This window comes from Veillonella sp. oral taxon 780 str. F0422 (assembly GCF_000221605.1).
Classification (GTDB): Bacteria; Bacillota; Negativicutes; order Veillonellales; family Veillonellaceae; genus F0422.
The window spans coordinates 81,842-107,683 of the sequence record NZ_AFUJ01000023.1 but is presented as its reverse complement, the minus strand read 5'-3'; the positions used below and the strand labels follow the sequence as shown (position 1 = coordinate 107,683).

The following is a 25,842-nucleotide window of genomic DNA, read 5'->3' as shown; positions in this document are numbered from 1 at the left end:
ACTGACCATTCTCATCCTAAGACTCCGTAATGCAATTCAGAAATAATTCCCCAATACGCTCCACATTATTCGCTACTACATTCGCCGTCTCTAACTTCATCTTATCCATGATGCTTACACCTTTCCTACACATACTTTCACTATATAAACTTGCTATAGGATACCTACAGTTTATCATTCTATCTGCTACACAGCACAGATCCATGCCTATGCCCTACACATGGACTATGCATATATTGCCTTTAGTATACCATAGTACGGGACTCCAACTCAAAATTCCATCCTAATGAATACTATTACGAGTAGAAACTGTGTGGCGGTTCTTATTACCTACATCACACAAACACAAGAAGAGCACGGTGTGCTCCGAACAAACATTATGAAATACCGTTTGTGAGGAGTATACCGCGCTCTTCCCTTTTCTATATTCAGTTAAGAATGCCATAGGGTAACTAGCGAAACAAGTAATATTTTTTCTAGAAGTATGCTAGAATATAGACATGAACAAGAAGAGCCATCAACGTTTCTGAGGCGTTAGGCTCCTCTCAAACAACTTAAAAAAGTGATGATGCCTAACGTGTATAAGTGCTGCCAACACTTATTTTGACGTTAGGCTTTTCACTTACATTTGTATATAAGTCAAAACTGCTACAACAAGCAATCCGAACTGAATTAATAACATCAAACTTCGAATAGTGTCATAGTACCATCTCCTCCTATAGTAAGAAGAGATGAGCCCAACTCACGTCGGTGACTCTCCTATGCACATAGTATATCACAAAATTCAGCAAATCGTTTATATTTTAATGCAATCTCCCCTGAGGAACGCAGTTAGGCGTAGCAGCCTTGTGGCAGATCGTACTGACAAAATCACATAAATACAAGAAGCCCGTGGCGTGCTCCTGAACAAACATTATGAAATACCTTTTAAGAAGGAGTATGCCATGGGCTTCCCTTTATCATATTTAGATACCACCGCCACAGGCTGCATAGCGTTACAAGTGACGATTTATAGGAGCGCATGCTCTTTTCCAATTCGAATCACCTGCTCTACAGACATATTCGTAATACGGGCAATCATCTCTACCGATAATTTTTCACGTAACATACCAATAATAGCCTCTAACGTACCTTCTTCTTTTCCCTCACGCCAGTATTTCTTCCGATCCATTTCTAACTTCATATACTCGCCCCTCCATTCCTTACTTTGCTTCACTACATGCACAATCTCATCCATCTGTTGTAACAAACCATCTACTGGTGGTCTGCCATCTACATAGTCTAAAAAATTCTGTAATAATTCCGAAACATCGTTCATTTCTCCTTTAGTACTTAAAAATATTGTAGTTAGCCCATCTCCCAACTCTCTGTCCACTTCTTCTGTACATTTTTTGTATACGTGTACTTATGACGCTTTCCAGAAAATATAGGGAACGTACAGATAAAGATAACAAAACAATCATTCAACGTCATATAGTCAGCGCCCTTTTCCATAGAATAATTGTCAATCGCACTATGATAAAACCGCGACCGTTTTACTAACTCATGCATATTCTTATACGTTTGCATTTCAATATTGTAGATAGTTCCTTTATTATCATTCACATACACATCCAAGCGCACACCTTTATCATCAAGACCAGATTCCATTGTCTTTTCTGTTTCAATATACGCAATATCAAAAATTGAAATCTCCAACAACCGTTCTAATAATTCCTTACAAATCGACTTCTCACGCATCACCTTTTCAAAGATAAAATTATCCTGAATACTCAGTTCCTGAAACTCTTTGAATTGCATAGATGTACCTCGCTCTTTAGTTTAACTAAATTATACCACATACATAATGTAGTACGATAGCATACAATACGCCACCTATCCATACAATTATTTAAAAATACCATAATCCCTATAATATTTCCTACCAGTGTAATTATAGCAACAATCATTTAAATCTCATTATGATACACATACCTTCCTAGAGAAACGCAGTTAGGCGTAGCAGCCTTTGTGGCGGATCGTACTGACAAAATCACACAAACACAAGAAGCCCATGGCGTGCTCCTGAACAAACATTATGAAATACCGTTTGAGAAGGAGTATGCCATGGGCTTCCCTTTATCATATTCAGTTAAGAACGCCACAGACTGCATAGCGTTACAAGTGACAATTCACAGACTAACTAGCAAAACAAGTAGTATTTTTTCTAGAAGTATGCTACAATATACATATAACAAGAAGAGCCATCAACGTGTCTGAGGCGTTAGGCTCATCTCAAGCAACTAAAAAATGTGATGATGCCTAACGTGTTGAGGTATGAGAGACCTCTTTTACGTTAGGCGTTTTCATTGCTTACTTATATAAGGCAATGATGTTAACTACCAATGTCAAAATAGAAATGATTAAGCTAATCTTTTCATACTTCGTCATAGTACCACCTCCTCCCATATTAGGAAGAGATGAGCCCAACTCACGTCGGCGACCCTTCTATAAACTTATTATATCACAAAATTTATCAAATCGTTTATATTATGATTTGATTTTCCTTAAGGAACACAGTGATGAGTAGAAAACTTGTGGCCGATCATACTGACTAAATAGGACAAACAAAAAAAGAGCACGGTGTGCCCCCGAACAAACAACATCCCCTGAGGAACGCAGTTACGCGTAGAAAACTTGTGGCACCCATATTGACTGAATTACACAAATACAAAACGAGCGCGACATATTCCGGAGCAAACCTACCGTAGGATCAGTTTGTGGAGGAATGTGTCGCGCTCGTTCATGTAACCACTCAATGCGTGCCACAAGTTTTCATAGCATCGCAAGAAACGACACATTATGAAATACCGTTTGTGAAGGAGTATGCCATGGGCTTCCCTTTTCTATATTCAGTTAAGGACGCCACAGACTGCATAGCGTTACAAGAGACGTCTTATTCTGGTTGAATTGTAAAGGACAAGCTAGAGAAGTATTTAGTTTGTTCTCCTTTTGTTTCAGTTGGGAATGCTACTTCTACGCCTACTACGTTCACGCCGTTAGCAGCTACTGTAACCATTGCTTTACCTTGTGCGTCAGCTTGGCTTTCATTAGTCAAGTCGTTAAGAACGTCTTTGATCAATGGAGCGTTAGCATAAGGCATGCCATCTTTGAACACTTGGATTTCATAAGTGTCGCCTTTACGCAATGTCAATGGGTTAACACTTGGAACGATTTCGATTGGCATATTCAAACGTTCAGGTTTTACTGCTGCATTCCAGTAGTTTACATTGTATTTTACTGCATGAGTAGATTTTACCGCATTTGGTACATCTTTCATCATAGCTTTATGCATTTTGCCGTCTTTATCTTTTGTAAAGTAACCATAGTCAAATGTAGTTGCTGTTGTACCTAACATTTCATTTTTTTCGATAGTTACATTGTGCTCATGAGGAATTACTTTCACGTTTAGCGGATTATACGCTACATCATATGCTTCAAAACTTTTTACCATAGATGGCATATATCCGTTATCTACAGGACCTTCCCCTAATACTAATGTTGGTTGATCAATACGTTCTGCAAACCATACGCCATGTGCAGACGCATTTGTACCTACAGAAACTGCACCTACTAAAGCTAATGCAAGAATTGCTAACTTACTTTTTTCATGATGGATACCCTCCTATGAAATATAAAATTTATAACGCTTTTATTCTACACCTTCTGAGAATGACTAGCAAGATTTATTTTTAATTATGAATTATTTCTATAACCAAATACAATAACTATCTATATATACAAAAAACGCATACTATTCTGTTATAGAATCAACTGAACTATACTTTCAAAAACACCTAAAATCACTGCAAATACTGGACGGATGATGGCTCCTAAGAATCCAAATTGTCCCAATACCAAAATACCGATAAAGAACCATAACTGAGCGCCCAATAATTTTTCTTGCCATTCATAAGGCACATATTGCAATAGCACATAAAATCCTATAAAGCCAGGCACTGGTAACATGTTAAAGACACCAAATCCGATGCACAGTGTCACAATATAGGACATAACCATTTGTAAACCTGTGCTCACTGTGCTGACTTGCATAGCCACAGACATACCAGCATAGGCTAAGAATGCCACTAAAATATTAGCGCCTAGACCTGCTAAAGCAATTTGTATCATCCCTGTCCGTGGATTTTTAAAGTGATACGGTGAAAATGGAATTGGTTTACTCCACCCTACGCTAGCAATGAGCATCACCAAAATACCAAGCAAATCAATATGAGCAAAAGGATTGATTGTATCTCGCCCCCATTGTCTCGGTGTCGTATCCCCTAGGTGGATGGCCATCTTCGCCTGAGCATAGTTAAATATAGATATAGCAATAGCGATAGCTGGTAGCATCGCAATATAATGAATCATATCTTTCATAGTATCTCCTTCTATCATTAAAACTGTTCCTTTTATTATACACGATAGTCGTCTCCTTCCTCCATAGGTGATAGAAAATTTCCTACCAGTCATACACCCTCCTAACAGTGAGTGGACAACATGCTTCATTCTATGCATACTGAAAGTAATCTATCTTTCACAAGGAGGCATCTTATGAGGCAGCAAAAAAAGTTCATTATTCCCATTCCTTATGAATTACTATACCACCTATATGTGACGAAACACATAAGCACAAGCACTATTGCCAAGCAATTACACTGCAGTCAAACCACTATTTGTCAACGCCTACGAGACTATGAGATTCCTTTTCACAATAGAACTCCCTGCATTCCCAAAGAAGAACTAATTGCACTCTATACAAGTGGTACATCCATCGACGCCATCGCCCAGCACTTTCATGTGTCCTCTCGAACCATCTATAGCCGTTTACATGAATGGCACCTAAAAGAACCTCGCCCTAGTTCTTCCCTAACAGCATTACCTATCTCCTATATCCTAGAATCCTACGATAAAGGATCTAGTGCCGCCATGATTGGTCGAGAATTACAGGTGGCACCTTCTACGATTATTCATATCTTACAACGTCATGGTATTCCTCTTCGAAATAGTATGAAACGCATTGACTTACCTATCGATGATATTTGTCATCTCTATACACAACACAAACTCTCTACCATTCATATTGGTAAACTATATGATGTCAAAGCCTCTACCATTGCCTCGAGATTACGAGAACAAGGGATTATATTACGTGGGAATAAAGATCAACTTCCTACATACTCCATTATTTCTGACTATGTACAAGGTACCTCCTTACAACAATTAGCGAGCACCTATCAGACTAAGTATCATACTATTCGTAATCTATTAATCCGTCATGGGGTCTATCAAAAAGCACGACGTATCCGCGACTTCGCCCATGCTATACAGATCTTCCACCAACGAGAAGGACTTTCCATAGCTGAAATTGCCACCCATTACGGATGCCATCCAGAAACGATTCGTCGCATTGTAAAAGATATATTACCTAAAGAAAAATCTATCCATTGATATCCTTGCTATGCGTTCTAAAGTAACGTATACTAAAAGTAAGTCTATCATTATTTGAAAAGGAGTTCATCATGGAGTATATCTTTGCCCTACTACCTTACTTTACGATAGGTATCGTAGCAGCGTTTATCTCCCGGTTTACGGGGATTACCATCTCATTCTTACTGGTACCGACCCTATTATATTGGGGTGCTACACCAGTAGAAGTTGTGTCATTTATGTTGACATTCACTTTGTATAATACATTCACCTTAGAAACACAGGATGTACGATTAGATTTTAAAGAGTTGACCTTCTTTCCAGGTTGGAAGTTAGCGATCCCTCTTGTTATCTCTTTTGGATTAAGTCTCGTATCTCCGCACTTATCTATCGGTTTATTTATTTTCTTCTTTATCTTGGAATTAGGTGCAGCCTTATACAAACGCATTCCACAAGCAGAGCGTCCTACCCTACGACAAATTGGAGTTTCCTCCTTACTTGCGGCTGGTTGGACTATTGTTGGTGTCTTAGCATACCGTCATATTCCTGATACTTGGTACTTCCTTTTGGTAGGTATTGCCATGTTAGGCTTAACTTGGTTTGCCTACTATGTAGGTGCTAATCGCTATGCTATGCGGCAATCTTGGACTGCTGTTTGGCCATCCTTATCCCTACTATTAGGTCTATTCGGATTGGAAATCTCCTCCTATATTCATGGGGTAAAACGAAATTTCCCATCTCCATTTGATCGCATTGTGCCTATGGTCACAGTGATTGGTGCTTTTGCTGGTACCATGGTTCTGTTTGTACTAGAAAATCAATTCTCTTTGGCCTCCTTAATTGCTGCCGTTGGTTGTGCTTTCGGTATCCGCATGTTTGGATACTACGGATTCAGTAAGTCTGGTAAATTCTCTTGGTTAATCATCGGTTTAACCATCCTCATCGTACTTTGCTTATATTTGGTAAGTCCTGCTCCAGTTGGCATGGATACAGGCAATCAATTATTACAAGCACCGATTGCAGAATAATCTATAACTAAACCATGAAAAAGCTATAACAAACTAGTTCCCAATACAATAGGACTGTAACAAAATAGCCCATAAATAAAATAGAGGAAAGTTGATTAAAAATTATCAACTTTCCTCTTTTTGTATATGTAAAAGTCTATCCTTGTGGGAATGCTCCAACGAACTCCCAATCGGTTACATCTGGTATACGACTCTCTCTATCCATGGATTGTAAAGTCTCTATACACCACTTGGTAGTGACATATCGTTTTACATACATATGATTATAGCCCTCTATATCTAAAGCTATTTCCAAATTTAATTGATCTGGATGATCTTCATCCATAATGGCTTGGACAAAGTGGCAGTTTTCTTTTGGTGTGTCCCAAAACAAGCTAAAGAATACACGCTCATCTGCTACAATTTGATGTAATACCTTCTCTACATCGGACCAAGTTCCCTGTTCATAGGTTTCTTCATCCGTCACTAATCGAAACATTAGGCTTCTCCTTGTTCAATGCGGATTACATCGCCAATACGGTTACATAATTCATCCAATTGGTCTTGGTCTGGACCTTCTGCCATAACGCGAATCAATGGCTCAGTACCAGATGGACGCACTAAGATACGACCATTAGCACCCAGTTCTTCTTCTGCTTCACTGATGGCATCTTGGATAGCTGTATTCGTTTCCCAACCTGCTTTGGTTAAGACGCGTACATTCACCAATAATTGTGGGTACTTTGTCATCAAACCAGCTAGCTCCGATAGGGATTTTCCTTTTTCTTTCATAATAGATAAGGTTTGTACTGCCGTCAATAAACCATCGCCAGTGCTATTGTAATCCAAGAAGATGACATGTCCAGACTGTTCACCACCAATCGAATACCCTTCAGCTAGCATTTTTTCCAATACATAGCGGTCCCCTACAGCAGTGCTGCATGTTTGCATACCCAATTCTTTGGCAGCCTTGTGAAAGCCAATATTACTCATCACAGTGCCTACAATCATGTTCTCTTTTAGTTTTCCTTGTTCTTTCAAATGTAAACCACAAAGCAGCATAATTTGGTCACCGTCTAAGACTTGACCTTTTTCATCCACCATCAAGCAGCGGTCTGCATCACCATCATTGGCAATACCAACCTGAGCACCTTCTCTCAGCACTGCCTCTTGTAAGCCTTCTAAATGAGTAGATCCTGCATTGTCATTAATATTCGTGCCTGTTGGTGTTACATTGATAGCAACTACCTCTGCTCCTAATTGGCGAAGGATCTTAGGTCCCACGTAAGAAGCTGCCCCATGGGCTCCGTCATAGACTACCTTCAAGCCAGTTAGCATATCGCTAGTGGATACTACGAAGTTCACATATTCTTCCACCCAGTCTTGATGATAGAAGATTTGACCAATATCACCTTTTGTTGGTCGTGGCAAGCAATCATCTGCGCTAGCTGTACATAATTTTTCAATTTCATCTTCTACTGCATCTGGTAATTTAAAGCCATTACCATCAAAGAATTTAATACCATTATCTGGATACGGATTATGGGATGCAGAAATGACAACCCCTGCAGTACATCCTTTTTGACGCACTAAATAAGCAATCGCAGGTGTCGGTGCTTCCCCTAAAATAATCACATCCCCACCTACAGCGCAGATACCAGAGGCTAAGGCATTTTCTAACATACCTCCAGAAATACGTGTATCACGTCCAATTAGAAAAGTAGGACGATCTACGGATTGTCCAAAGTAAGACGCCGCTGCACGACCTAAATGATAGGCCAACTCTGGCGTTAAAAATTCATTAACTAAACCTCGTACCCCATCTGTACCGAATAATCTACTCATGATGATCTCCTTTCAAAGGGCCATATGTATTCATAATTAGTATGGCAGTTTCTGCCCCATCTAAAGCGGCACTCATGATGCCTCCTGCATATCCTGCACCTTCCCCGATGGGATATAATCCCTTCGTGGACTGTGAAAGTCTATTTTCGTCTCGCACGATGCGAAGCGGTGCTGATGTTCGTGTTTCCACCCCAGTCATACACACATGGTCCGCATCAAAACCTTGTATGCGTCGCCCAAAATATGGCAACGCCTCCGCTAATGTATTCGTCACATACTCTGGCAAGCATTGGCGAATATCTGCTGGTGTCACACCAGGTTCATAGCTATATGCCCCACGTTGTACATCATTTGTCTCTGTACGACCTAAGAAATGCCCTACCGTCTGAATTGGCGCATGGTAATTGCATCCTCCTACGATAAAAGCTTGCTCTTCCCACTTTCGTTGAAAGTCCACCCCAGCTAATGGATGCTCTCCAAAGTCACGAGGACCTACAGTAACCACCAAAGCACTATTCGCAATGCCACTATCACGAGCGTATAAACTCATGCCATTGGTCACAACGCCACCCTCTTCAGAGGCACTGGCAACCACTTGTCCCCCTGGGCACATACAAAAACTATAGCAAGAACGATCTTGCTCTTTATCGTGATACACCAAGGAATATTCTGCAGCTCCTAAGCCAATATCTGCTGGATGTACTCCGTATTGTGACGTGTCGATCACATCTTGATCATGCTCGATACGAACACCAATAGCAAAAGATTTCCCCTCTAAATGAACACCTCTGTCATAGAGCATACGATAGGTATCGCGTGCACTATGACCAACTCCTAACATCACAATATCTGCAGAGATTCGTTCTATTCCATTAATAACAACACCGGTTACAACTTGGTCTTGTACTTCAATATCTGTAACTTGCGCACCAAAACGGACTTCTCCGCCCCATGCAATAATCTGCTGTCGCATAGCTTTTACCATATGGCGCAAAATATCTGTGCCTACATGGGGTTTATGTTTATATAAAATTTCTTCAGGAGCTCCAAATTCTACAAAGTACGTAGCAATCTCATGAAGTCTTGGATGGGTTACACGAGTGGTTAATTTACCGTCTGAAAAGGTACCTGCTCCACCTTCACCAAACTGTACATTCGATTCAGGTTTGAAAATACCTTCTTTCCAAAACTGTTCTACATCTAAGGTACGTTGGTCTACATCTTGACCTCGTTCTAACACGATAGGACGATACCCTTCTCGAGCTAAGTAAAAGGCCGCTAGCATGCCCGCCGGTCCAAAACCTACCACCACTGGTCGATGTTGCATAGGCATAGTACCACGCACAATAGGTTCCGGCATTTCAGGTTCCATCAAAGTAATATCTTTATACCGACTTAGTTTTTTCATCAATTGTTGTTCTTGGTCTACTTCTAAGAACATAGTGTACACGAAAGTAATATGCGGTTTCTTTCTCGCATCCACAGCCCGTCGTACCACATGAATTGCTGTAATACGTCCTTGTAAAGGGCTATATTTTTTAATCAATAATTCTTCTAACCGTTCAGCATCTTGTACGGGTATCCGAAAGTTTATGATACGTAACATGACTATCTCCTACATATGAGGTTCTATTTCTACTTTTACTACAACTCGGTCTGTCGACGTAGCCACACCTTCTGGTAATACAAAGCTATAGTTCCCCGTAAAACTACCTGTAGCACCATTGACTGGAATATCAATGGTTTTCACCCCATCAATACCATTTAAAATGGATTCTTTTCCTACAATCGTCAATTCTTTTGGTTCCACTACCACTCGTTTCACTGTATATCCAACTGGTACATTACCTACTACATTGGCTTGAACAGGTACTTTTTTCTCCATACGAATACGCTCTAAATCATATTGAATTTGAGCTCCCTTTGGTGTAACCGTAAGACCTTCTACCACATTTCCAGATGTATCTACTGGCAGAATTTCCCCTACTTCAGTAAAGCTTTCACGATGTTTATCTAAATTAATCCGAATCACCGCATAGGTAGCCTTGCTCACAAGGTGAGCTGGCCCCGCAATAGTTACCGTCGTAGGCATAATTTTAGACTCTTTAATGGCAATGTCATTAGGCACTGTCCCCAATGGTTGTGCCTGCACTTGCAATTCTTTTACCATATATTCATCCACCGTAACGGTTACATTTTCAGGGGTCATACTGTCAATGAAAGTCCCTGTAGGTGCTGTAAAGTTAATGGCTATATTTTCCTGTCCTACATGAGCATTCTTTAAATTTACATAGGCTTTCAGTACAGACGGATTAATATCAAAGATAGCATTGCGAGGTCCTCGTAAATGGACACGCACTTCCGTAGGTACACCTTCTACTAAATAGTTGGGATCCAAGTTTTGCACTTGTACTGGTACGGTATAGGTCATTTCAATGATAGGGTTTTGATCCTTCATTACATACACCCACATACCAATAGCGCAAAATAAGCAAAATAACTTCATTCCCCAATTATGTTTTAATCCTACTATCCAATGCATCATTTCGATTCACCTCGTTTTATCTTAAGTAAAGAACTGACTGCACTTGGTGTTGGCTCCAATAAGGACAACATAACTGTGCGCAACGTATCTTCTGTGACACCACGGTGAATCTGCCCTCCTAAGGCATAAGAAATTTGCCCCGTCTCTTCGCTAACCACTACCACTAAGGCATCGCTTTCTTCACTTTGCCCCAAGGCTGAACGGTGTCGTGTACCCAATTCTTTACTCACATCACGATTTTGACTGACTGGAAGTAAGCTTGCGGCAGTCTCAATACGACCATTACGAATAATCACTGCTCCATCATGGAGAGGAGATTTAGGATAAAATAAATTCATCAACAATTCACTAGTCACGAGCCCGTCAATACGAGTCCCTTGCATAGATAATACGTCTAATTTCATATTTCTTTCAAAGACCATGAGAGCCCCTATCTTGCGACGAGACATACTACGGCAAGCAATGACTACTTCTTTCACAATGGATGTGAGTTCTTCTTTAGAAATTTTAGTACGGGATGAGAAAAATCCAGTACCACTACCCAATTGTTCCAAGAGGCGTCGTAATTCTGGCTGAAACACAATGGGTAACGCAATCATAAGGACTGCCACACTTTGTTGCATAATCCAACTTATGGTATGCAAACCCATGAAGTGTGCCACAATATTAAGAACAACTAACACGCCCAAGCCTTTTAATAAGCCTAAGGCTCTTGTATTTTTAACTAGACGATATAACCAATAAAATAGCGTCGCTACAAATATAATATCTACGATATCTAAGAACCGTAATGTGGCTAATGTAGTTTGTAATTGAAACAGCATAGAATATCTCCTATCCTTTCTAATACAAATAAGGGTACATGCTCATGCATGTACCCTTTTATTGTATCCTATATTGGTATTTTTTCTAGTAAACCTATTGGTTATACATGGTAAGTTTCGATAAGTACATCCATGTTACCGCCACAGACCATACCTTCTTTAATCGCCACATCATCGTTCAAATCCACATAAATACGACGAAAACGTTCTTTCTTTTTTAATGCATCTACCGCACTCAAACGAATTTCATTTTCCGCACGGCCACCACCAATGGTGCCAAAAATAGATCCATCAGGATGCACAATCATAGTAGTACCCGCTTTACGTGGTGTAGAGCCATGAGTTTGTAAAATCGTTGTCACTGCCAATGTATCTTGCTTATGTTGTTGTAGATATTCTATAAACTCATACTTCATGTGCATACCTCTTTTTCGATAAAAAACCACCTTGTTTACGATAGGACACCGCCATGTATTCTGCTACGATGGATAGTGCTATCTCTTCTGGTGTTTGGGCTCCTAAATCTAATCCAATAGGACCATATAACATATCTAGCTCTTGCTGTGTCCAACCTTCTTCTTTCAACACTTCAAAAGCATGGAAAATACGTTTTTGACTGCCCATCACACCCACATAGGTTGGCAACACATGACGCACTTGGTGCAAGCATATACTATCGAACTCATGAGCTCTAGTGACTACCACTATGCCTGTATAGGCATGAAGATTCAAATTATCCTTTAATGATTTAAAATCTAAATGCACTCGTTTTACACGAGAATCAAAAAAGTGTTCTTGTAAGTATTCCGCTCGGTCATCAACTACGGTAACGCCACAACCAATGAATAAAAATTGGTCAGCCACACAACGGCTTACGTGACCAGCCCCTAGTATGAGAACTTCTGGATCTTTTTCTACTGGTTGTAGGAAACATTCCATATCTTCAACAGAAAATAATTGTGGTTCTATTCTTTGAGGTACTGTAAAGCCTTCAATAGCATTGCCATACACCACGTCACCAGTATGGCTATACATCACTTTATCGCCTTGTCGCTCTCCAGATAAAATCGTTACAATCAACGATGATTCATCCTTTGCCATACGTTCTTGCGCAATATCAATCAGATTCATGGTACTACTCCTTTATCTGCTCATATTCCCAAGCAGTGATGGCCTCCATCACACCACCGCCGACAGCTAATGCTTTATCTGATATAGTAAAGCAATGGCTCTCTTCACATCGTGCGTCCACATCCGCTAATTTAAAGCCTTTCGTTACTAATATATTAGAGGCTAAGATACCTCGTAAAGTACCTTTAATTTTTGCATGCACTGGTACATCCTCTACATAGCCTATGATAGAACCCGCCTCTACTTGATCTCCAATATGACTTTTCGCTACAAATAGACCTTCCGTTGGGGACTTTATCACTCGTTCATGAGTATAGCCTCCCACATTGCCAGGAATCCCCGTATTGGCTAAAGCTGGACCTTCATAAATACATCGTCCTAAGGTATGACCACGCATAGTTTCAACTACAACATGCACATCCTTGCCAGCATTGAATCCGGGACCGCATCCAATGACTAAAAGAGCATCACTTTTTTGAGTTCCCACATTTCGCTTCGCCAAAATGGCATCTACTACAATAGTTGGCTTCATCGTGGTTAGTACTGTTTCATAAGGCTCAGTGACCACAGGAATTGCTTCCCGACTAGCTAATAATTTCGCTACATCTTGTAAGGGTACATGACGTGAGCGCAATCGCTCTAAGATCATTTCCCCTCGATGCACTGCATTCCCATAGGACACTTCTCTACGAATCATGGTAGGAATCGCAATTTCATTAATCACCACAGGATACCCTGCTCGCCACAATCGATAAATAGCGCCAGATGCCACATCTCCACCACTACGGATGAGAATCATTGGTTTCATAACGTCCTCCTTCGCTCACAATACGGTCATAGTCTTCTTTCGTATCAACATCTATACCACTATGCATAGTACATTGCCTTTCAAGCCATACATATGTAACATGAGGAGCTCCTTCACCTCTCAAAATGACACGACCTCCCATATCTCCAGGAATTAAGCGTAATGCATCCGCCCAATATCTCCCAAATACTACGGGATTACCTCGTTCTTGGTGTGGTCCATACTGTGGCTGTATAATGGATTTCTCGTCGCCAATGTCTCTGAAAGTGTTACACAAGTCGTCAATGACTTGCACATTCAATAGAGGTTGGTCAATCACACCACATACGATTGCCTCTAAACGTTCTTTCTGTGTATGTTCCCATTGCAATAAGGCCTCTACTCCTAATCGGATAGATGTACCCTGCCCCCATTGTGGATGCTCATTAGGCACAGGAATCCCCTGCACCTTATGCACCATATCCTCCACACCCATACATGGATCAATAACCACCGCTAGAGGTTGTATCCTGCTATACTTCGAGAGGGCACTCTCTAGTAAGGTATGTCCTTGATAGGTCAACAATTGCTTAGCACATCCCATACGTTTCGATTGTCCAGCCCCTAATAATACACATCCTATTGCCATGTTAGTATCCTTTGTATACAACAATTTTCACGATATCCATTAGCCAAGACCACTTTGTGCAATGAAAGGGATTGCAAAGCTTGTAAAAATTCATCCACCACTGTTGAATCCACCGTATCACAACCTGTACAGAATACAATTCGTTTCCCCCGAGCATATTGAAAGACACCTTGCTCGTGTCGTAGCAGTCTTACAACTCCTTCTGGAGTTATCCTATCCCCTAGTGGAACCTCCATGATAGCCTGTACTTCTTCTATGCGATGCACATAGTCCTCTGTGAGCGGTTTGCCTAACACCTGCATATTCACTACTGCAATGGTAGTTGCCGTTTTAGTCGGTATCACTGGTTCGTGAAATTTAGGGGCTTTTAACCACTTGGTTTTCGCTCCATCTGCCTCTATGATAATCGACCAATCTGGATGACGCTCTTGTACTCTATCTAGCAACTCTGGATCTAATCCTAGTACCTTATGGCCTGCTACGGATTGAAACCAAGAACCCATCCGTCCTTGTACCAATTGTTGTTCTATATGAGTTTCACCAAGTGTTAGGTCATCCCCATAGTAGGGGTTCCAAGGAGCCACTTGTTCAGATCCCATCTTTGTTGTAGTCGTTACCACTACTGGTCGCTCTAGACTAACTGCCACAGCACCTAGTTTAGATACAACAGTTGTTTTGCCACCAGCCCCTACGACAGCAAGTATGCCAGGTTCTAGTAAGGACTCCCAGTACTTCCTATCACTCATCTTGACTCTCCTATTACTTACTCTACTTATTTTTTTGTAACGCCATATACACGCGTTCTGGAATCATTGGCAATGTAGTTACCTCAGCACCTGTAGCATTCAAGATAGCCCCTTGAATAGCTGGACAAGATGTATTGATAACAACTTCCCCAATCGATTTAATACCGTAAGCACCAGTTGGTTCATAGGATTCCACAAAGTCTACATGAACATTACCAGTATCTAACCGCGTTGGTAATTTATAATGCATGAAATTGTTTGTTTCTAACACACCACGAGACGAATAGCGAATTTCTTCATATAAGGCCATACCGATACCTTGCACAACACCACCTTCTGTTTGTACAGTGGCTAGGTTTCTATTGACAACAGTACCACAGTCAACTACCGCATAGTAGTTTTCAGGCGTTACTTTACCAGTTTCAAGGTCTACTTTCACCTCTGCAATACCCACCATGAAAGGAGGTGGAGATGTTTGACTGCCCCAAGTAGCCATACCGCTCAAGTAATGTCCTTTTGGGCCTGATACAAGTTTAGGTGCTAACTCTTTAGTAGTCATTGTTTTAGAACCATCTTCGGTCCATGCTTTTTCCCCATCAAAGGATAATGTACTTGGATCCACTTCTAAGATACGACCAAATTCTTGCAAGATTTTTTCTTTCAACTCATCACAAGCCAGTTTCGTAGCTGTACCTGTCACATAAGTCGTACTCGATGCATAGGAGCCCGGATCGAATGGTACTACGTCAGTATCTGCTTCATAGACAACCATCATATCCATGGGACAGCCCAAAGTTTCACAAGCAATTTGTGCTAACGCCGTATTGGAGCCTTGCCCCATATCTGTCGACCCTGTAAATAACATATACGTACCATCATCAAGCATGCGCACTTCTACAGAGGCAGAGTCAATATTGGCAATACCCGACCCTTGGAAGGCTAAGGCAACCCCTAAACCGCCCCTATGGCGATCATCGATTTTCCATGATTTTGGACGATTGTCCCAGTTAGACATTTCTTTCGCTTTTTGGATGGCTTCTTTCAATAGACCAGATGCCAACACTTCACCTGGATGGAAGGATTGCGCAGTTTCCCCTACACCAATTAAGTTTTTCAAGCGTAGTTCGATTTCATCTACACCCATTGTATGAGCCAATTTTGTAATAGCACACTCCAACGGCCACAAGGCTTCTGTAGCACCATACCCACGGAACGCGCCGCCTGGCATATGGTTTGTGTACACTACATTAGATTCATAACGAATCGCTTTCGTTTTGTTATATAGAGGCAAGGATTTATGTTCTCCTGCTGTGAAAGTTGTCAATGCATGGCTACCGTGTGCTCCTGCATCGGATACAGCCACCATATCGATAACTTGGATAATACCATCTTTTGTGGCACCTACACGAACTTTCCAATCCCTTGCATGTCGGCTAGTGGAACAGTTATTCGCTTCGTGACGATCGTATACGATATAGGATGGTTTTTTAATTTCCATGTGACAAAAGCTGGGAACATTTCTGTACAACCTGTTTGCTTAGAACCAAATCCGCCACCAATACGAGGTTTGATAACGCGAATTTGAGCCGCAGAAAGCCCCAAAGCATGCGCCACATGTCTACGAATATGGAATGGTACCTGTGTCGAACTCGTAATCACAAGACGATTAAATTGGTCTATGGTAGCAAAGGTCCTAAAAGTTTCCATGGCGGATTGTAAGGTAGCTTGGTCAAAGTAAGACTCTTCTACCACATAATCACATTTTGCCAATTCTGCTTCTAAATCACCCACTACATGACTATAGGAACAAGCAATATTTCGCTTAGGATCTCCCCCTACTGGGAAGTTATAGTGAAAGTCATCTTCAGCGTGAATGATGCTAGGATGATCGATAGCTGTATGCATATCCAAGACTGGTTCATAGACCTCATATTTTACTTTGATGAGAGGCATAGCTTTCAATGCTGTCCGTTCATCCACAGCCACGACTATTGCTACTTCATCCCCCACATAGCGAACCACTTGATCTAAAATCAACATATCATACGCAGATGGCTCTGGATAGCTTTGACCAGCTAAGGTAAATCGAGTTTGTGGCACATCTTTATAGGTATATATTGCTTCCACACCAGGTACTTTTAAAGCGGCGTCAATATTAATATCTACAATTTTAGCAAAGGCATGAGGACTGCGAAGTATCTTAATACATAAGGCATTGGATGGAATAAAATCTTCTGTATAGGCGGCTTTACCACTTAAAATCGTTGTGGAGTCTGTTTTTTATAACTTTGTCCTAAATGTTTCATAGTGTTTTGCCTCCTAAAAATTTACGAATCCCTCGCATATGCGATTCATAACCAGTACAACGGCATAAATTGTTGTTTAGGTAAGCTTTAATTTCCTCATCAGTAGCATTTGGGTATTTACGGCTTAATGCAATGGCACTCATCATCATACCAGTTGTACAGTAGCCACATTGATCAGCCCCTTCTTCAGCCAAACAATCCGCTAATTCTGCAGCTTCCTCTGCTACACCTTCTAAGGTAGTGATTTCATGACCCACAGCTCTGAATGTAGGGTATGCACAAGATAATATAGGATCACCATCTACCCATACAGTGCATAAACCGCAGTTTGTTGTATCACAGCCGCAACGTACACTGTAAAAACCTAAGTTACGCAATGTTTCTAATAACATTTCATCCGTTTCGATGAGAATATTTCGTTTCACTCCGTTCACTTGTAACATTATTTCCATTGTGCCACCTCTTTTACCAATCGTTTAAACATGTTTTTTGCCATCTCTAAGCGATACTCTGCACTTGCATGTGAGTTACTTTGAAAGGATAATTCCTCTTGAATCAAGATTACCGCTTCATCCAAAGCATCCAATCCTTTTTCATTAATAATCTGGCAGGATTTCGCAGCTAATGCTGGTTTACCTGGTCGACAACCAATATATACCGAGTAGCCTTGATCATCTAATCGTGCAGATCCCGTTAAATAAGGAAAATCTGAAGTAGATTTCCGTAATGCTTCAATCGCTACAGGTACTTCTTGTTTTGGCACAATAATTTCAAGTAATAAATCTCTTGTTCCATACGTTAAATATTGTTCTATCGGCATACGGCCCGCTTCAAACAAACGTACTTCTGCTCGTAATGCTAATAAGGCAGGAATAATATCAGAGAAACCGAATTTTGCTGCTACCGATCCCCCCATGGTAGCCATACTGCGGAATTGAACACCTAAAATATCTTTCACAGCTTTTGGGAGCACTCCTCTACAGAATGTTTTAAATGGTTCGTACACCTCTACATCTCGCTGTGTAGCCATGGCACCAATACGGTATTCCGTTTCGTCCTCCTCAATATAGCGGAGACCTAATTCAGACAAGTCAATCACCATAGGCCATTTACGATTTCCCAATCGCGTCCAGCAACCACCAGCTAAGATAGGTGCCATCTTTTGCTTCACCATGAGTGCATGTGCCTCTTCTACTGTTTTAGGCTGTTGCACTTGCATAAACATAAGCATACTTATACCTCCTGACTCCAACATCTCTATATCCTTATTGTACCATGTATATGAAGATTTTGGCATATGAATTATCTCAGATACTAAGCATCCATATATGCATAATCCATATACATCATATGTTACTCGCAATCATTACTATAAAAATAGGCATACACAAACTACTTCGAACTACAATGAATCTATCATTATTCGAGACTAAGTTTATGTATGCCTAATATCAACTTTATATGAGATATAGTTTGCAAGCTCTTCAATTACTTTTATAGATCTCTCTATATCCTTCTGTTTGTTTCTCTACAACCTGCTCTATATCTTCTAAAATATCTTCAGGAATGTCTTCAACAATGCATCGATCCACTTGGAAAATTGCACATGTACCACATGATGAGCTAAGCCAACGTGGAACAGGCTGTAAGTGTACCGCAATCGATACTTGCTTACAAAATTGTTCAAATTGGATAGCCCCAAAGTGAGAATAAAACGTTGCTACATATTCCATATTATTATTTTGTAATAGTGAGGATATACTCACCATTCTCTTCTTTAGACACGATTGTATAACCTTGAGTCAATACAAATCGAGTAATATTTTCTACCGCTGTTTTAGAGTCAGATTGCACAGTATATTCACTGTCACCTGATGCCATTGCTTTTTGTACCATAATGACTGGTTCTGGACAAGATAGTCCTCTTACATCAATCATGCTTACCTCCTATGTTTCCTATTTACGCATATTTTTAACAGCAATTATTAAGGCAATCACAAAGCCTACACCTACTGCAATTTGGCCCGCCACTGGAACTCCAGTACCAGATGCAGCTAAACCAAAGTTATGTGCGAATGCTGCGCCTGCTGCTAGGCCCACTACTGTAATTGTAGAATCGGAGTTACCTTCACCAGATAAGATTAATTGACGCAATGGACAACCACCCATTAATGTACAGCATAAACCTGCCAAGGCCATACCTAAGAAATTCCACAATCCATCTGTATGCGCAATTGGTTGTTTCACAAAACCAGGATGGAAGTTACCTACAGAAATGTTCACTAGGAACGCTGCTACAAGAATTGCAATAAAACCAAGAATTAATTTTGTTTCTTTAAATAGAATGATATCCCGGATACCACCTACCATACAAAGACGGCTATATTGTGCCAAGCCACCTACTACTAAACCAGCTGCCAAAGAAATCCACAACGGAGCATGAATGGCACCTGGTCCTTTTTCAGTAAAGAAAATGAACGCTGGCGCTGCCACCACAAGACCTAATAGAATCACCTGTGCTGCTGGCATAATATAGGAATCCATTTTAGATACAATGTACGTTCTACCCAAGGAATATCCACGTTTTAAGAATACTGTACCCACTGCAATACCACCTGTGAATCCTAATAGACCCATGATTGCATTCCAGTCACCACCTGCTAAGCGCAAAATCATACGGAATGGACATCCTAAGAAAATAAGACAGCCAATCATAGTAAAGAACCCTAAGGTAAATCGTGTTGCTGGAGCAGAACCACCTTTAGCTGCTCTCTCTCCACGGAACCAAGATAATAAAAAGGCTCCTAACACTAATCCAATAATCTCTGGACGAATGTATTGTACTGGTGCTGCTCTATGCAGACCTAAGCCTCCTACAGAATCACGAATGAAACAGGCAATACAAAAACCCATATTTTGTGGGTTTCCTGCTAGCACTAACAAACTGGCAATCACACCAATAATTAATCCAGCAATAATAATTCTTTGCTTTTCACTTATTGCACTCATAGTACCTCTCCTACTAAACATTACCGCTTCGACTAGTTTACTTCAGTCCCTACAAATTGATATTTTGCACGCATTACTTTATACTAAATATAATATACATATTAAAAGGAGTTATAATTATGAAGTCTATCTATGCAGATAATAGCAGTACCTCTTTCCCGAAAGCGCCCACTGTAGCGCAAGCTATGTATGATTACATTTCCTATAATGGAGCTTCTGTTCATCGCTCCTCTAACGAAGATGCGTACCAAGTGGAACGTTTGATCCTAGAAACACGCCAACAGTTACAGCAACTATTAGGTGGACCTAGTCCAAAATACATCATCTTTACTCCCAATGTGACAACTAGTCTAAATATGGTCTTACAAGGTCTTTTTTCCGCTGGTGATCACCTCCTAATCTCCAGTTTAGAGCATAACGCAGTCATGCGTCCACTCCATCAATTATCTATGAAAGGTGTTTCTTACTCCACTATTCCAAGCACACCTCAAGGTGAAATGATTACCTCCACCTTAGAATCACTTCTCTTACCTACTACAAAGGCTATTCTAGTGACTCATGTCTCTAATGTATGCGGTACCATACAACCTATCGCTGAACTCGGAGCTTTTTGCAAAGAACACAATCTATTATGTATCGTAGATGCTGCCCAATCAGCTGGTATCTTACCTATCCATATGAAAGATATGAATATCGACATTCTATGCTTTACTGGTCATAAAGGATTACTTGGACCTCAAGGTATCGGCGGCTTTCTCCTTACTAAAGATGTAGCTCATCAAATACAGCCCATACTAAGTGGTGGCACAGGCAGTTTTTCTCATACCTTAGAGATTCCCACTACCTTTCCCGATCGCTTTGAACCAGGTACGCCCAATATTCCTGGAATCCTCGGCCTCCATGCTAGTCTATCCTATCTCAATACAAAAGGTATCGAGAGTATTTACCAACATGAATTGTCTTTGACCAAGCAATTCATATGTGGCTTGCAAGAATTATCGAAATATACTATTCACGGAATTCCCGACATTCAAAATCGGACAGCCGTGATTTCTATTTCTCCTACTCATTGTGATCCAGCAGAACTGGCTCACAAACTGGAACAAGATTATCATATTATCACTAGAGTTGGGTTGCACTGCGCTCCTACTGCTCATCAAATACTAGGTACCTATCCTAGAGGAACAGTTCGCTTTTCCTTTGGCTACCACAACACAGCTGATGAAGTAGATACTATATTAAATAGCTTGGATCTATTACAAACCAAACAACTCTTATAGCTAGAATATTACATATTAAAAATAAAGTAAGCACCAATTATACATATAATTGGTGCTTACCTATTTTTGTGCTACTTTCTGTATAAAGAAAGCACTTATATATGTAACCTAAGTCTAACCATATACAGTATTTTGATTAAATAGATTGATTTCTACGAACTTTACGTTCTGCTTTCCATTTATCTAAACGAGCAATCGCTTTTTCGCGACGAGTTTTTTGGACCACATGTGTTTCATTGCCATAGCCATTTAACAATACATTAAGAATGACTGCCATTAAGCTACCGAATGTAATACCACTATGAAGAACAATTTTCAACCATTCAGGGAAATGATTATAGAAACTTGGTACTGCTAACGGAATCATACTCACACCAATACTGATAGCTACAATCATAAGATTGTAAGTACCATCAAATTGTACTTTAGATAAAGAGCGAATACCACTAGCAATAATCATACCAAACATAGCAATACCAGCACCACCTAATACAGGGTTAGGAATACTTGCTACAACCGCTGCCATTTTAGGGAATAATCCTAATGCTACTAAAATAACACCAGAAGCAGCTACTACGAAACGGCTTTTTACGTTTGTTACAGCTACAAGACCTACGTTTTGCGCAAATGCTGTATGTGGGAAACTATTTAAAAATCCACCAATCATAGTTGCAAAACCATCTGCACGTAAGCAATCAGCTAATTCTTTTTTACCAATTGGTTTCTCAACGATTTCACCAATTGCGATACAGTCACCAGTCGTTTCTGTCATAACAACAAGCATAACAATGACCATAGAAATAATAGAGGAAAATTCAAATGTTGGCCAACCGAACGCTAATGGTGTTACGACAGCAAACCATTCCGCTTGACCAACGGCCCCTAAGTTAGCTACACCCAGTGCCATTGACGCTAATGTGCCAACTACTAAACCTACTAAAACTGCTACATTACTCCAGAATCCTTTACCAAATCGATACACTGCTACTACGATTGCCAATGTTAAGGTAGCCAGTAGCAAGTTAATTGGACTCGCAAATTCAGGTGAACTAGGGTTACCTCCCCCTACCCAACGAACGGATACAGGCATTAATGTAATACCGATAATTGTAATAATAGTACCTGTAACTACAGGTGGAAAAAAGCGGATTAAACGACTAAATAGATGAGAAATCAAGAATGTGACTATCCCGGCTACGATAACGGCCCCGTAAATACTTGTCATACCATGCTCTTGACCAATTAAAATCATTGGAGATACCGCAGCAAATGTAATCCCTTGAATCAAAGGAATTTTTGCGCCGATTTTCCAAAATCCTAACGTTTGGATCAAAGTGGCAATACCACAAGTAAATAAATCTGCGTTAATTAATTGAATCAACTGCGCCTCTGATAACCCCATAGCTTGTGCTATGATAATTGGAACCGCTACTGCTCCTGCATACATTGCCAATACGTGTTGTAAACCGTAAGCAAACAATTTAGGAATTGGTAACATTCCGTCTACATGATTAACTCCCTGAATTTGATGTGCCATATGAATCACCTCATATTACTTAATAGAATATACTAGTCTTATGCTTATATCATGTTTTGAATTTTAGACATCATCTGATGAAGTAGCAAGCACTCCCATACTTGCTACAACATCGAACTTCATAGACTGAGCACACTCTCTCCCTTACTGATTATTTTCGATATCCAGTTTTCTCAAGTGGTAAAGAACGACGTTCCATACCGTCCAAACGATTATATGCATTGGCAATAGCTGGAGCAATTGGGATACTACTGATTTCCCCAATACCTTTAGCACCATATGCATATTGGTCTGGTGTACCTTTCTCTATGAATGTACATTTAATTTCTGGACGTTGTGTAGCTCTTAACAAGCCTAATGTGCCATATTTTGTAACTACCTTACCTTCATTGTACTTGAAGTCTTCTGTTACACCATAGCCCATACCCATGATAGCTCCACCCTCTACTTGCCCTTCACAAGATTGTGGGTTTACAACTCGTCCTACATCATAGGCCACATGAAGTTCACTTACTTTGTTATCATCTCCAATCGTAGCTACGCAAGCTCCATATCCATAAGCCACATGGCTCTTAGGATGATCTTTGTCCGAATCAAATGGATCCGTAACGCCAAGGAACTCTTCATAAACTTCTATTCCTTCAAGTTCAGCTAACGTTTTAGTGGCTAACAATTCTGCTAATTTTATAGCCGCTCTACGTGTTGCTTCCCCTGTAAATACCGTTTGTCGTGATGCTGTTGTAGTTCCAGAGTTTGGTGTACGTTCTGTATCTGGTGCTTCTACTATAATTTGATCTGGAGACAATTTTGTGGCTTCACATACAATCTGAGATGCCACTGTGCCTACACCTTGACCAATACATGCAGCAGATGTACGGATGCGTACTTTACCATCACGGACTTCTAAAATAACTCGACCAGTATCTGGCAATCCTACACCAACCCCACTATTTTTCAAGCAAATCGCAAGACCTGTTCGATCACTCGCATAGTATGCATCTTTTACTGCTTCTAAGCATTCAGCTATACCAGTATCCGGTGTACATAATTGTCCATTCGGCAAGTAATCACCAGGGCGAACCGCATTTTTATAACGGAATTCCCAAGGGTCCATGCCTACCTCTTTAGCTAGTAAGTCAATATTTATCTCTTGTCCAAATATAGTTTGTGTTACACCAAAACCACGGAATGCACCACCTGGTACAGTATTCGTATACACACAAATACCATCCATAGAGAAATGTTCAAAGTTATATGGTCCACTAGAGTGTGTACCTGCCCGTTGTAATACTGGGCCACCTAAAGATGCATAAGCACCACAGTCGGATACAATTTTAACTTTTGTAGCTAACAATTTACCGTTTTCATCACATGCAGTAGTAATATCCATTTCCATTGCATGACGTTTTGGATGTACATCTAAACTTTCTTGACGAGTTAATTGTACTTTTGTAGGGAATCCAGTTTTCCAAGCTACAAGCGCTGCATGATGTTGCACACTCATATCCTCTTTACCACCGAATCCGCCACCTACTAGCATACTATGAACCTTAACTTGAGATTCTTCTAAACCTAACATACGAGCTACTTCATGTTGCTCATCATAGATACTTTGGCCACCTGTGTATAATTGTATGCCCTCTTCTGTTTTCACAGCAATTGCACACTCAGGTTCCATAAATGCATGATCTGTTTGCGGTGTAGAGTAATGTCTTGTTACCACATGAGCCGCATTGGCAATGACTTCATCAGCATTCCCACGATTTAACGCTTGATGAGATAGGATATTTCCATTTGGATGTAATAATGGTGCATCTTCTGCCAAAGCTTCTTCTGGAGTTAATACAGGTTTTAATTCTGTATAATCTACCGTTACCAAATTACATACTTCTTGCAAATATTTTTTCTCTTTTACTGCTACTACAGCAATAGCATCACCTACATAGCGAGTAATATCCCCTTCTGCAATCATAACATCCCAGTCAGGAACGATATGACCTGTTTTATTGAAAGGTACATCTTTCGCCGTTAATACAGTCACACATTGAGGATGTGCCAAAGCTTCTTCAATATGGATTGCATCAACACGAGCACGTGGATATTTAGAACGAATCGCTTTGGCATAAATCATGCCATCTACCACCATGTCATCTGCATATAATCCTGTACCTAATGCTTTTTCAGCTGCATCTATACGATGTAAGCGAGATCCTACAGTACCATCTGCATCATTTTTAGGAACTGGTGCATTCTCTTTAAATAAACGAGCAGCTAATAAAATAGCATCTTCAATTTTTACATATCCTGTACAACGACAAATATTTCCCAATAAAGCTTTTTGAACATCTGCCCTTGTAGGTTCTAATGTAGTATCCAATAATGCTTTAGCACTGATAATCATGCCTGGAATACAGAAACCACATTGTACAGCTCCACATTCCGCAAAAGCATATACATACACTTCTTTTTCACGTTCTGTAAGGCCTTCAATGGTAATAATTGATTTGCCTTCCATTTGCGAAACTTTACCTATACAAGCTTTTACCTTTTTCCCATCAATGAGAATTGTACAAGCTCCACAAGCACCTGCACTACAACCGTCCTTTGTTCCGGTTAAGCGTAGGTCATCACGAAGATAATCCATTAGTCGTTTATCTTCTTCCACCTCACGCCAAATACCGTTAACTTGAAATCGGTACATACAGAG

General features: G+C 40.4%; 25 protein-coding genes and 1 pseudogene. 3 read left to right on the top strand and 23 right to left on the bottom strand.

Annotation, left to right across the window (positions count from 1 at the left end):
* Positions 1-622 precede the first annotated feature (622 nt).
* The 5 genes from HMPREF9200_RS09190 to HMPREF9200_RS03140 form a co-directional block, all read right to left on the bottom strand.
* Positions 623-685, bottom strand: a complete 63-nt coding sequence (locus HMPREF9200_RS09190; RefSeq protein ID WP_369688077.1) for a putative holin-like toxin — start codon at positions 683-685, stop codon at positions 623-625.
* 324 nt (positions 686-1,009) lie between these two features.
* Positions 1,010-1,318 carry a hypothetical protein gene (locus HMPREF9200_RS08405; RefSeq protein WP_009353406.1) on the bottom strand — a complete coding sequence of 103 codons (309 nt, stop codon included), beginning with the start codon at positions 1,316-1,318 and terminating at the stop codon, positions 1,010-1,012.
* 29 nt (positions 1,319-1,347) lie between these two features.
* Positions 1,348-1,800, bottom strand: coding sequence for an Rpn family recombination-promoting nuclease/putative transposase (locus HMPREF9200_RS08400; protein ID WP_009353403.1), 453 nt, complete (start codon positions 1,798-1,800; stop codon positions 1,348-1,350).
* Between the two features lie 1,135 nt (positions 1,801-2,935).
* Positions 2,936-3,553 carry a DUF4198 domain-containing protein gene (locus HMPREF9200_RS03145; RefSeq protein ID WP_369688076.1) on the bottom strand — a complete coding sequence of 206 codons (618 nt, stop codon included), beginning with the start codon at positions 3,551-3,553 and terminating at the stop codon, positions 2,936-2,938.
* A gap of 248 nt (positions 3,554-3,801) precedes the next feature.
* Positions 3,802-4,419 carry a site-2 protease family protein gene (locus HMPREF9200_RS03140; protein ID WP_127061440.1) on the bottom strand — a complete coding sequence of 206 codons (618 nt, stop codon included), beginning with the start codon at positions 4,417-4,419 and terminating at the stop codon, positions 3,802-3,804.
* A gap of 174 nt (positions 4,420-4,593) precedes the next feature.
* Between HMPREF9200_RS03140 and HMPREF9200_RS03135 the strand changes: the two genes are divergently transcribed.
* Both HMPREF9200_RS03135 and HMPREF9200_RS03130 read left to right on the top strand, forming a co-directional pair.
* Positions 4,594-5,490, top strand: a complete 897-nt coding sequence (locus HMPREF9200_RS03135; protein ID WP_009353287.1) for a helix-turn-helix domain-containing protein — start codon at positions 4,594-4,596, stop codon at positions 5,488-5,490.
* 71 nt (positions 5,491-5,561) lie between these two features.
* Positions 5,562-6,497 carry a hypothetical protein gene (locus HMPREF9200_RS03130; RefSeq protein ID WP_009353371.1) on the top strand — a complete coding sequence of 312 codons (936 nt, stop codon included), beginning with the start codon at positions 5,562-5,564 and terminating at the stop codon, positions 6,495-6,497.
* Positions 6,498-6,633: 136 nt separating this feature from the next.
* On the opposite strand, the gene HMPREF9200_RS03125 is transcribed toward HMPREF9200_RS03130, so the two are convergent.
* The 16 genes and pseudogenes from HMPREF9200_RS03125 to yedE all read right to left on the bottom strand — a co-directional run bounded on the left by HMPREF9200_RS03125 (position 6,634) and on the right by yedE (position 20,318).
* Positions 6,634-6,975 (bottom strand): hypothetical protein, encoded by a 342-nt coding sequence (locus tag HMPREF9200_RS03125; RefSeq protein ID WP_009353296.1) that lies wholly within the window; start codon positions 6,973-6,975, stop codon positions 6,634-6,636.
* Positions 6,975-8,321, bottom strand: coding sequence for a phosphoglucosamine mutase (glmM, locus tag HMPREF9200_RS03120; protein ID WP_009353356.1), 1,347 nt, complete (start codon positions 8,319-8,321; stop codon positions 6,975-6,977). Before glmM ends, HMPREF9200_RS03125 begins: the two co-directional genes overlap by 1 nt.
* Positions 8,314-9,927: an NAD(P)/FAD-dependent oxidoreductase gene (locus HMPREF9200_RS03115; RefSeq protein ID WP_009353330.1), complete on the bottom strand. Its 1,614-nt coding sequence runs from the start codon at positions 9,925-9,927 to the stop codon at positions 8,314-8,316. The genes glmM and HMPREF9200_RS03115 overlap by 8 nt, the downstream gene beginning before the upstream one ends.
* Positions 9,928-9,936: 9 nt before the next feature.
* Positions 9,937-10,866 carry a YbbR-like domain-containing protein gene (locus tag HMPREF9200_RS03110; protein ID WP_009353358.1) on the bottom strand — a complete coding sequence of 310 codons (930 nt, stop codon included), beginning with the start codon at positions 10,864-10,866 and terminating at the stop codon, positions 9,937-9,939.
* Positions 10,863-11,690, bottom strand: a complete 828-nt coding sequence (gene cdaA, locus HMPREF9200_RS03105; RefSeq protein WP_009353264.1) for a diadenylate cyclase CdaA — start codon at positions 11,688-11,690, stop codon at positions 10,863-10,865. The genes HMPREF9200_RS03110 and cdaA overlap by 4 nt, the downstream gene beginning before the upstream one ends.
* A gap of 101 nt (positions 11,691-11,791) precedes the next feature.
* Positions 11,792-12,106: an XdhC family protein gene (locus HMPREF9200_RS03100; protein ID WP_009353318.1), complete on the bottom strand. Its 315-nt coding sequence runs from the start codon at positions 12,104-12,106 to the stop codon at positions 11,792-11,794.
* Entirely contained in the window at positions 12,096-12,821 is a 726-nt protein-coding gene (locus HMPREF9200_RS03095) for an XdhC family protein (protein ID WP_009353437.1), read from the bottom strand. The genes HMPREF9200_RS03100 and HMPREF9200_RS03095 overlap by 11 nt, the downstream gene beginning before the upstream one ends.
* A gap of 4 nt (positions 12,822-12,825) precedes the next feature.
* On the bottom strand, positions 12,826-13,629 hold the full coding sequence (gene yqeB / locus HMPREF9200_RS03090; RefSeq protein WP_009353320.1) for a selenium-dependent molybdenum cofactor biosynthesis protein YqeB: 804 nt from the start codon (positions 13,627-13,629) through the stop codon (positions 12,826-12,828).
* On the bottom strand, positions 13,604-14,257 hold the full coding sequence (locus tag HMPREF9200_RS03085) for an NTP transferase domain-containing protein (RefSeq protein ID WP_038144544.1): 654 nt from the start codon (positions 14,255-14,257) through the stop codon (positions 13,604-13,606). The genes yqeB and HMPREF9200_RS03085 overlap by 26 nt, the downstream gene beginning before the upstream one ends.
* Positions 14,248-15,003 (bottom strand): selenium cofactor biosynthesis protein YqeC, encoded by a 756-nt coding sequence (gene yqeC, locus HMPREF9200_RS03080; RefSeq protein WP_009353377.1) that lies wholly within the window; start codon positions 15,001-15,003, stop codon positions 14,248-14,250. Before yqeC ends, HMPREF9200_RS03085 begins: the two co-directional genes overlap by 10 nt.
* A gap of 25 nt (positions 15,004-15,028) precedes the next feature.
* Positions 15,029-17,202 (bottom strand): annotated as a pseudogene (locus HMPREF9200_RS03075) (xanthine dehydrogenase family protein molybdopterin-binding subunit); the annotation flags it as partial.
* Between the two features lie 103 nt (positions 17,203-17,305).
* Positions 17,306-17,761, bottom strand: coding sequence for a (2Fe-2S)-binding protein (locus HMPREF9200_RS03070; protein ID WP_009353384.1), 456 nt, complete (start codon positions 17,759-17,761; stop codon positions 17,306-17,308).
* The gene (locus HMPREF9200_RS03065; protein ID WP_009353291.1) at positions 17,752-18,540 is read right to left on the bottom strand and encodes a xanthine dehydrogenase family protein subunit M; all 789 of its coding nucleotides are present in this window, start codon (positions 18,538-18,540) and stop codon (positions 17,752-17,754) included. The genes HMPREF9200_RS03070 and HMPREF9200_RS03065 overlap by 10 nt, the downstream gene beginning before the upstream one ends.
* A 253-nt stretch (positions 18,541-18,793) precedes the next feature.
* A complete protein-coding gene (locus tag HMPREF9200_RS03060) occupies positions 18,794-19,042 on the bottom strand; it encodes a DUF3343 domain-containing protein (RefSeq protein ID WP_009353401.1) in 249 nt (82 codons plus the stop codon).
* Positions 19,043-19,046: 4 nt separating this feature from the next.
* The gene (locus HMPREF9200_RS03055) at positions 19,047-19,247 is read right to left on the bottom strand and encodes a sulfurtransferase TusA family protein (RefSeq protein ID WP_009353407.1); all 201 of its coding nucleotides are present in this window, start codon (positions 19,245-19,247) and stop codon (positions 19,047-19,049) included.
* Positions 19,248-19,265: 18 nt separating this feature from the next.
* Positions 19,266-20,318, bottom strand: a complete 1,053-nt coding sequence (gene yedE / locus HMPREF9200_RS03050) for a YedE family putative selenium transporter (RefSeq protein WP_009353323.1) — start codon at positions 20,316-20,318, stop codon at positions 19,266-19,268.
* Positions 20,319-20,437: 119 nt separating this feature from the next.
* On the opposite strand from yedE, the gene HMPREF9200_RS03045 reads away from it, so the two are divergent.
* Positions 20,438-21,598: an aminotransferase class V-fold PLP-dependent enzyme gene (locus HMPREF9200_RS03045; protein ID WP_009353267.1), complete on the top strand. Its 1,161-nt coding sequence runs from the start codon at positions 20,438-20,440 to the stop codon at positions 21,596-21,598.
* A 136-nt stretch (positions 21,599-21,734) separates the two neighbouring features.
* On the opposite strand, the gene HMPREF9200_RS03040 is transcribed toward HMPREF9200_RS03045, so the two are convergent.
* On the bottom strand, positions 21,735-23,135 hold the full coding sequence (locus HMPREF9200_RS03040) for a nucleobase:cation symporter-2 family protein (RefSeq protein WP_009353298.1): 1,401 nt from the start codon (positions 23,133-23,135) through the stop codon (positions 21,735-21,737).
* Positions 23,136-23,286: 151 nt separating this feature from the next.
* Positions 23,287-25,836, bottom strand: a complete 2,550-nt coding sequence (gene xdh, locus HMPREF9200_RS03035; RefSeq protein ID WP_009353380.1) for a selenium-dependent xanthine dehydrogenase — start codon at positions 25,834-25,836, stop codon at positions 23,287-23,289.
* Positions 25,837-25,842: the final 6 nt, after the last annotated feature.

Excerpts from the sequence above, each read along its gene's own strand:
- HMPREF9200_RS03095 (WP_009353437.1), bottom strand. The coding sequence starts at position 12,821 with ATGAATCTGATTGATATTGCGCAAGAACGTATGGCAAAGGATGAATCA.
- HMPREF9200_RS03065 (WP_009353291.1), bottom strand. The coding sequence starts at position 18,540 with ATGCTTATGTTTATGCAAGTGCAACAGCCTAAAACAGTAGAAGAGGCA.
- HMPREF9200_RS08405 (WP_009353406.1), bottom strand. The coding sequence starts at position 1,318 with ATGAACGATGTTTCGGAATTATTACAGAATTTTTTAGACTATGTAGAT.
- HMPREF9200_RS03055 (WP_009353407.1), bottom strand. The coding sequence starts at position 19,247 with ATGATTGATGTAAGAGGACTATCTTGTCCAGAACCAGTCATTATGGTA.
- HMPREF9200_RS03085 (WP_038144544.1), bottom strand. The coding sequence starts at position 14,257 with ATGGCAATAGGATGTGTATTATTAGGGGCTGGACAATCGAAACGTATG.
- yqeC (WP_009353377.1), bottom strand. The coding sequence starts at position 15,003 with ATGAGTGATAGGAAGTACTGGGAGTCCTTACTAGAACCTGGCATACTT.
- HMPREF9200_RS03060 (WP_009353401.1), bottom strand. The coding sequence starts at position 19,042 with ATGGAATATGTAGCAACGTTTTATTCTCACTTTGGGGCTATCCAATTT.
- HMPREF9200_RS03045 (WP_009353267.1), top strand. The coding sequence starts at position 20,438 with ATGAAGTCTATCTATGCAGATAATAGCAGTACCTCTTTCCCGAAAGCG.
- yedE (WP_009353323.1), bottom strand. The coding sequence starts at position 20,318 with ATGAGTGCAATAAGTGAAAAGCAAAGAATTATTATTGCTGGATTAATT.
- glmM (WP_009353356.1), bottom strand. The coding sequence starts at position 8,321 with ATGAGTAGATTATTCGGTACAGATGGGGTACGAGGTTTAGTTAATGAA.
- HMPREF9200_RS03135 (WP_009353287.1), top strand. The coding sequence starts at position 4,594 with ATGAGGCAGCAAAAAAAGTTCATTATTCCCATTCCTTATGAATTACTA.
- HMPREF9200_RS03125 (WP_009353296.1), bottom strand. The coding sequence starts at position 6,975 with ATGTTTCGATTAGTGACGGATGAAGAAACCTATGAACAGGGAACTTGG.
- HMPREF9200_RS03140 (WP_127061440.1), bottom strand. The coding sequence starts at position 4,419 with ATGAAAGATATGATTCATTATATTGCGATGCTACCAGCTATCGCTATT.
- HMPREF9200_RS08400 (WP_009353403.1), bottom strand. The coding sequence starts at position 1,800 with ATGCAATTCAAAGAGTTTCAGGAACTGAGTATTCAGGATAATTTTATC.
- yqeB (WP_009353320.1), bottom strand. The coding sequence starts at position 13,629 with ATGAAACCAATGATTCTCATCCGTAGTGGTGGAGATGTGGCATCTGGC.
- HMPREF9200_RS03130 (WP_009353371.1), top strand. The coding sequence starts at position 5,562 with ATGGAGTATATCTTTGCCCTACTACCTTACTTTACGATAGGTATCGTA.
- HMPREF9200_RS03070 (WP_009353384.1), bottom strand. The coding sequence starts at position 17,761 with ATGGAAATAATGTTACAAGTGAACGGAGTGAAACGAAATATTCTCATC.
- cdaA (WP_009353264.1), bottom strand. The coding sequence starts at position 11,690 with ATGCTGTTTCAATTACAAACTACATTAGCCACATTACGGTTCTTAGAT.
- xdh (WP_009353380.1), bottom strand. The coding sequence starts at position 25,836 with ATGTACCGATTTCAAGTTAACGGTATTTGGCGTGAGGTGGAAGAAGAT.
- HMPREF9200_RS03115 (WP_009353330.1), bottom strand. The coding sequence starts at position 9,927 with ATGTTACGTATCATAAACTTTCGGATACCCGTACAAGATGCTGAACGG.
- HMPREF9200_RS03040 (WP_009353298.1), bottom strand. The coding sequence starts at position 23,135 with ATGGCACATCAAATTCAGGGAGTTAATCATGTAGACGGAATGTTACCA.
- HMPREF9200_RS03100 (WP_009353318.1), bottom strand. The coding sequence starts at position 12,106 with ATGAAGTATGAGTTTATAGAATATCTACAACAACATAAGCAAGATACA.
- HMPREF9200_RS03110 (WP_009353358.1), bottom strand. The coding sequence starts at position 10,866 with ATGATGCATTGGATAGTAGGATTAAAACATAATTGGGGAATGAAGTTA.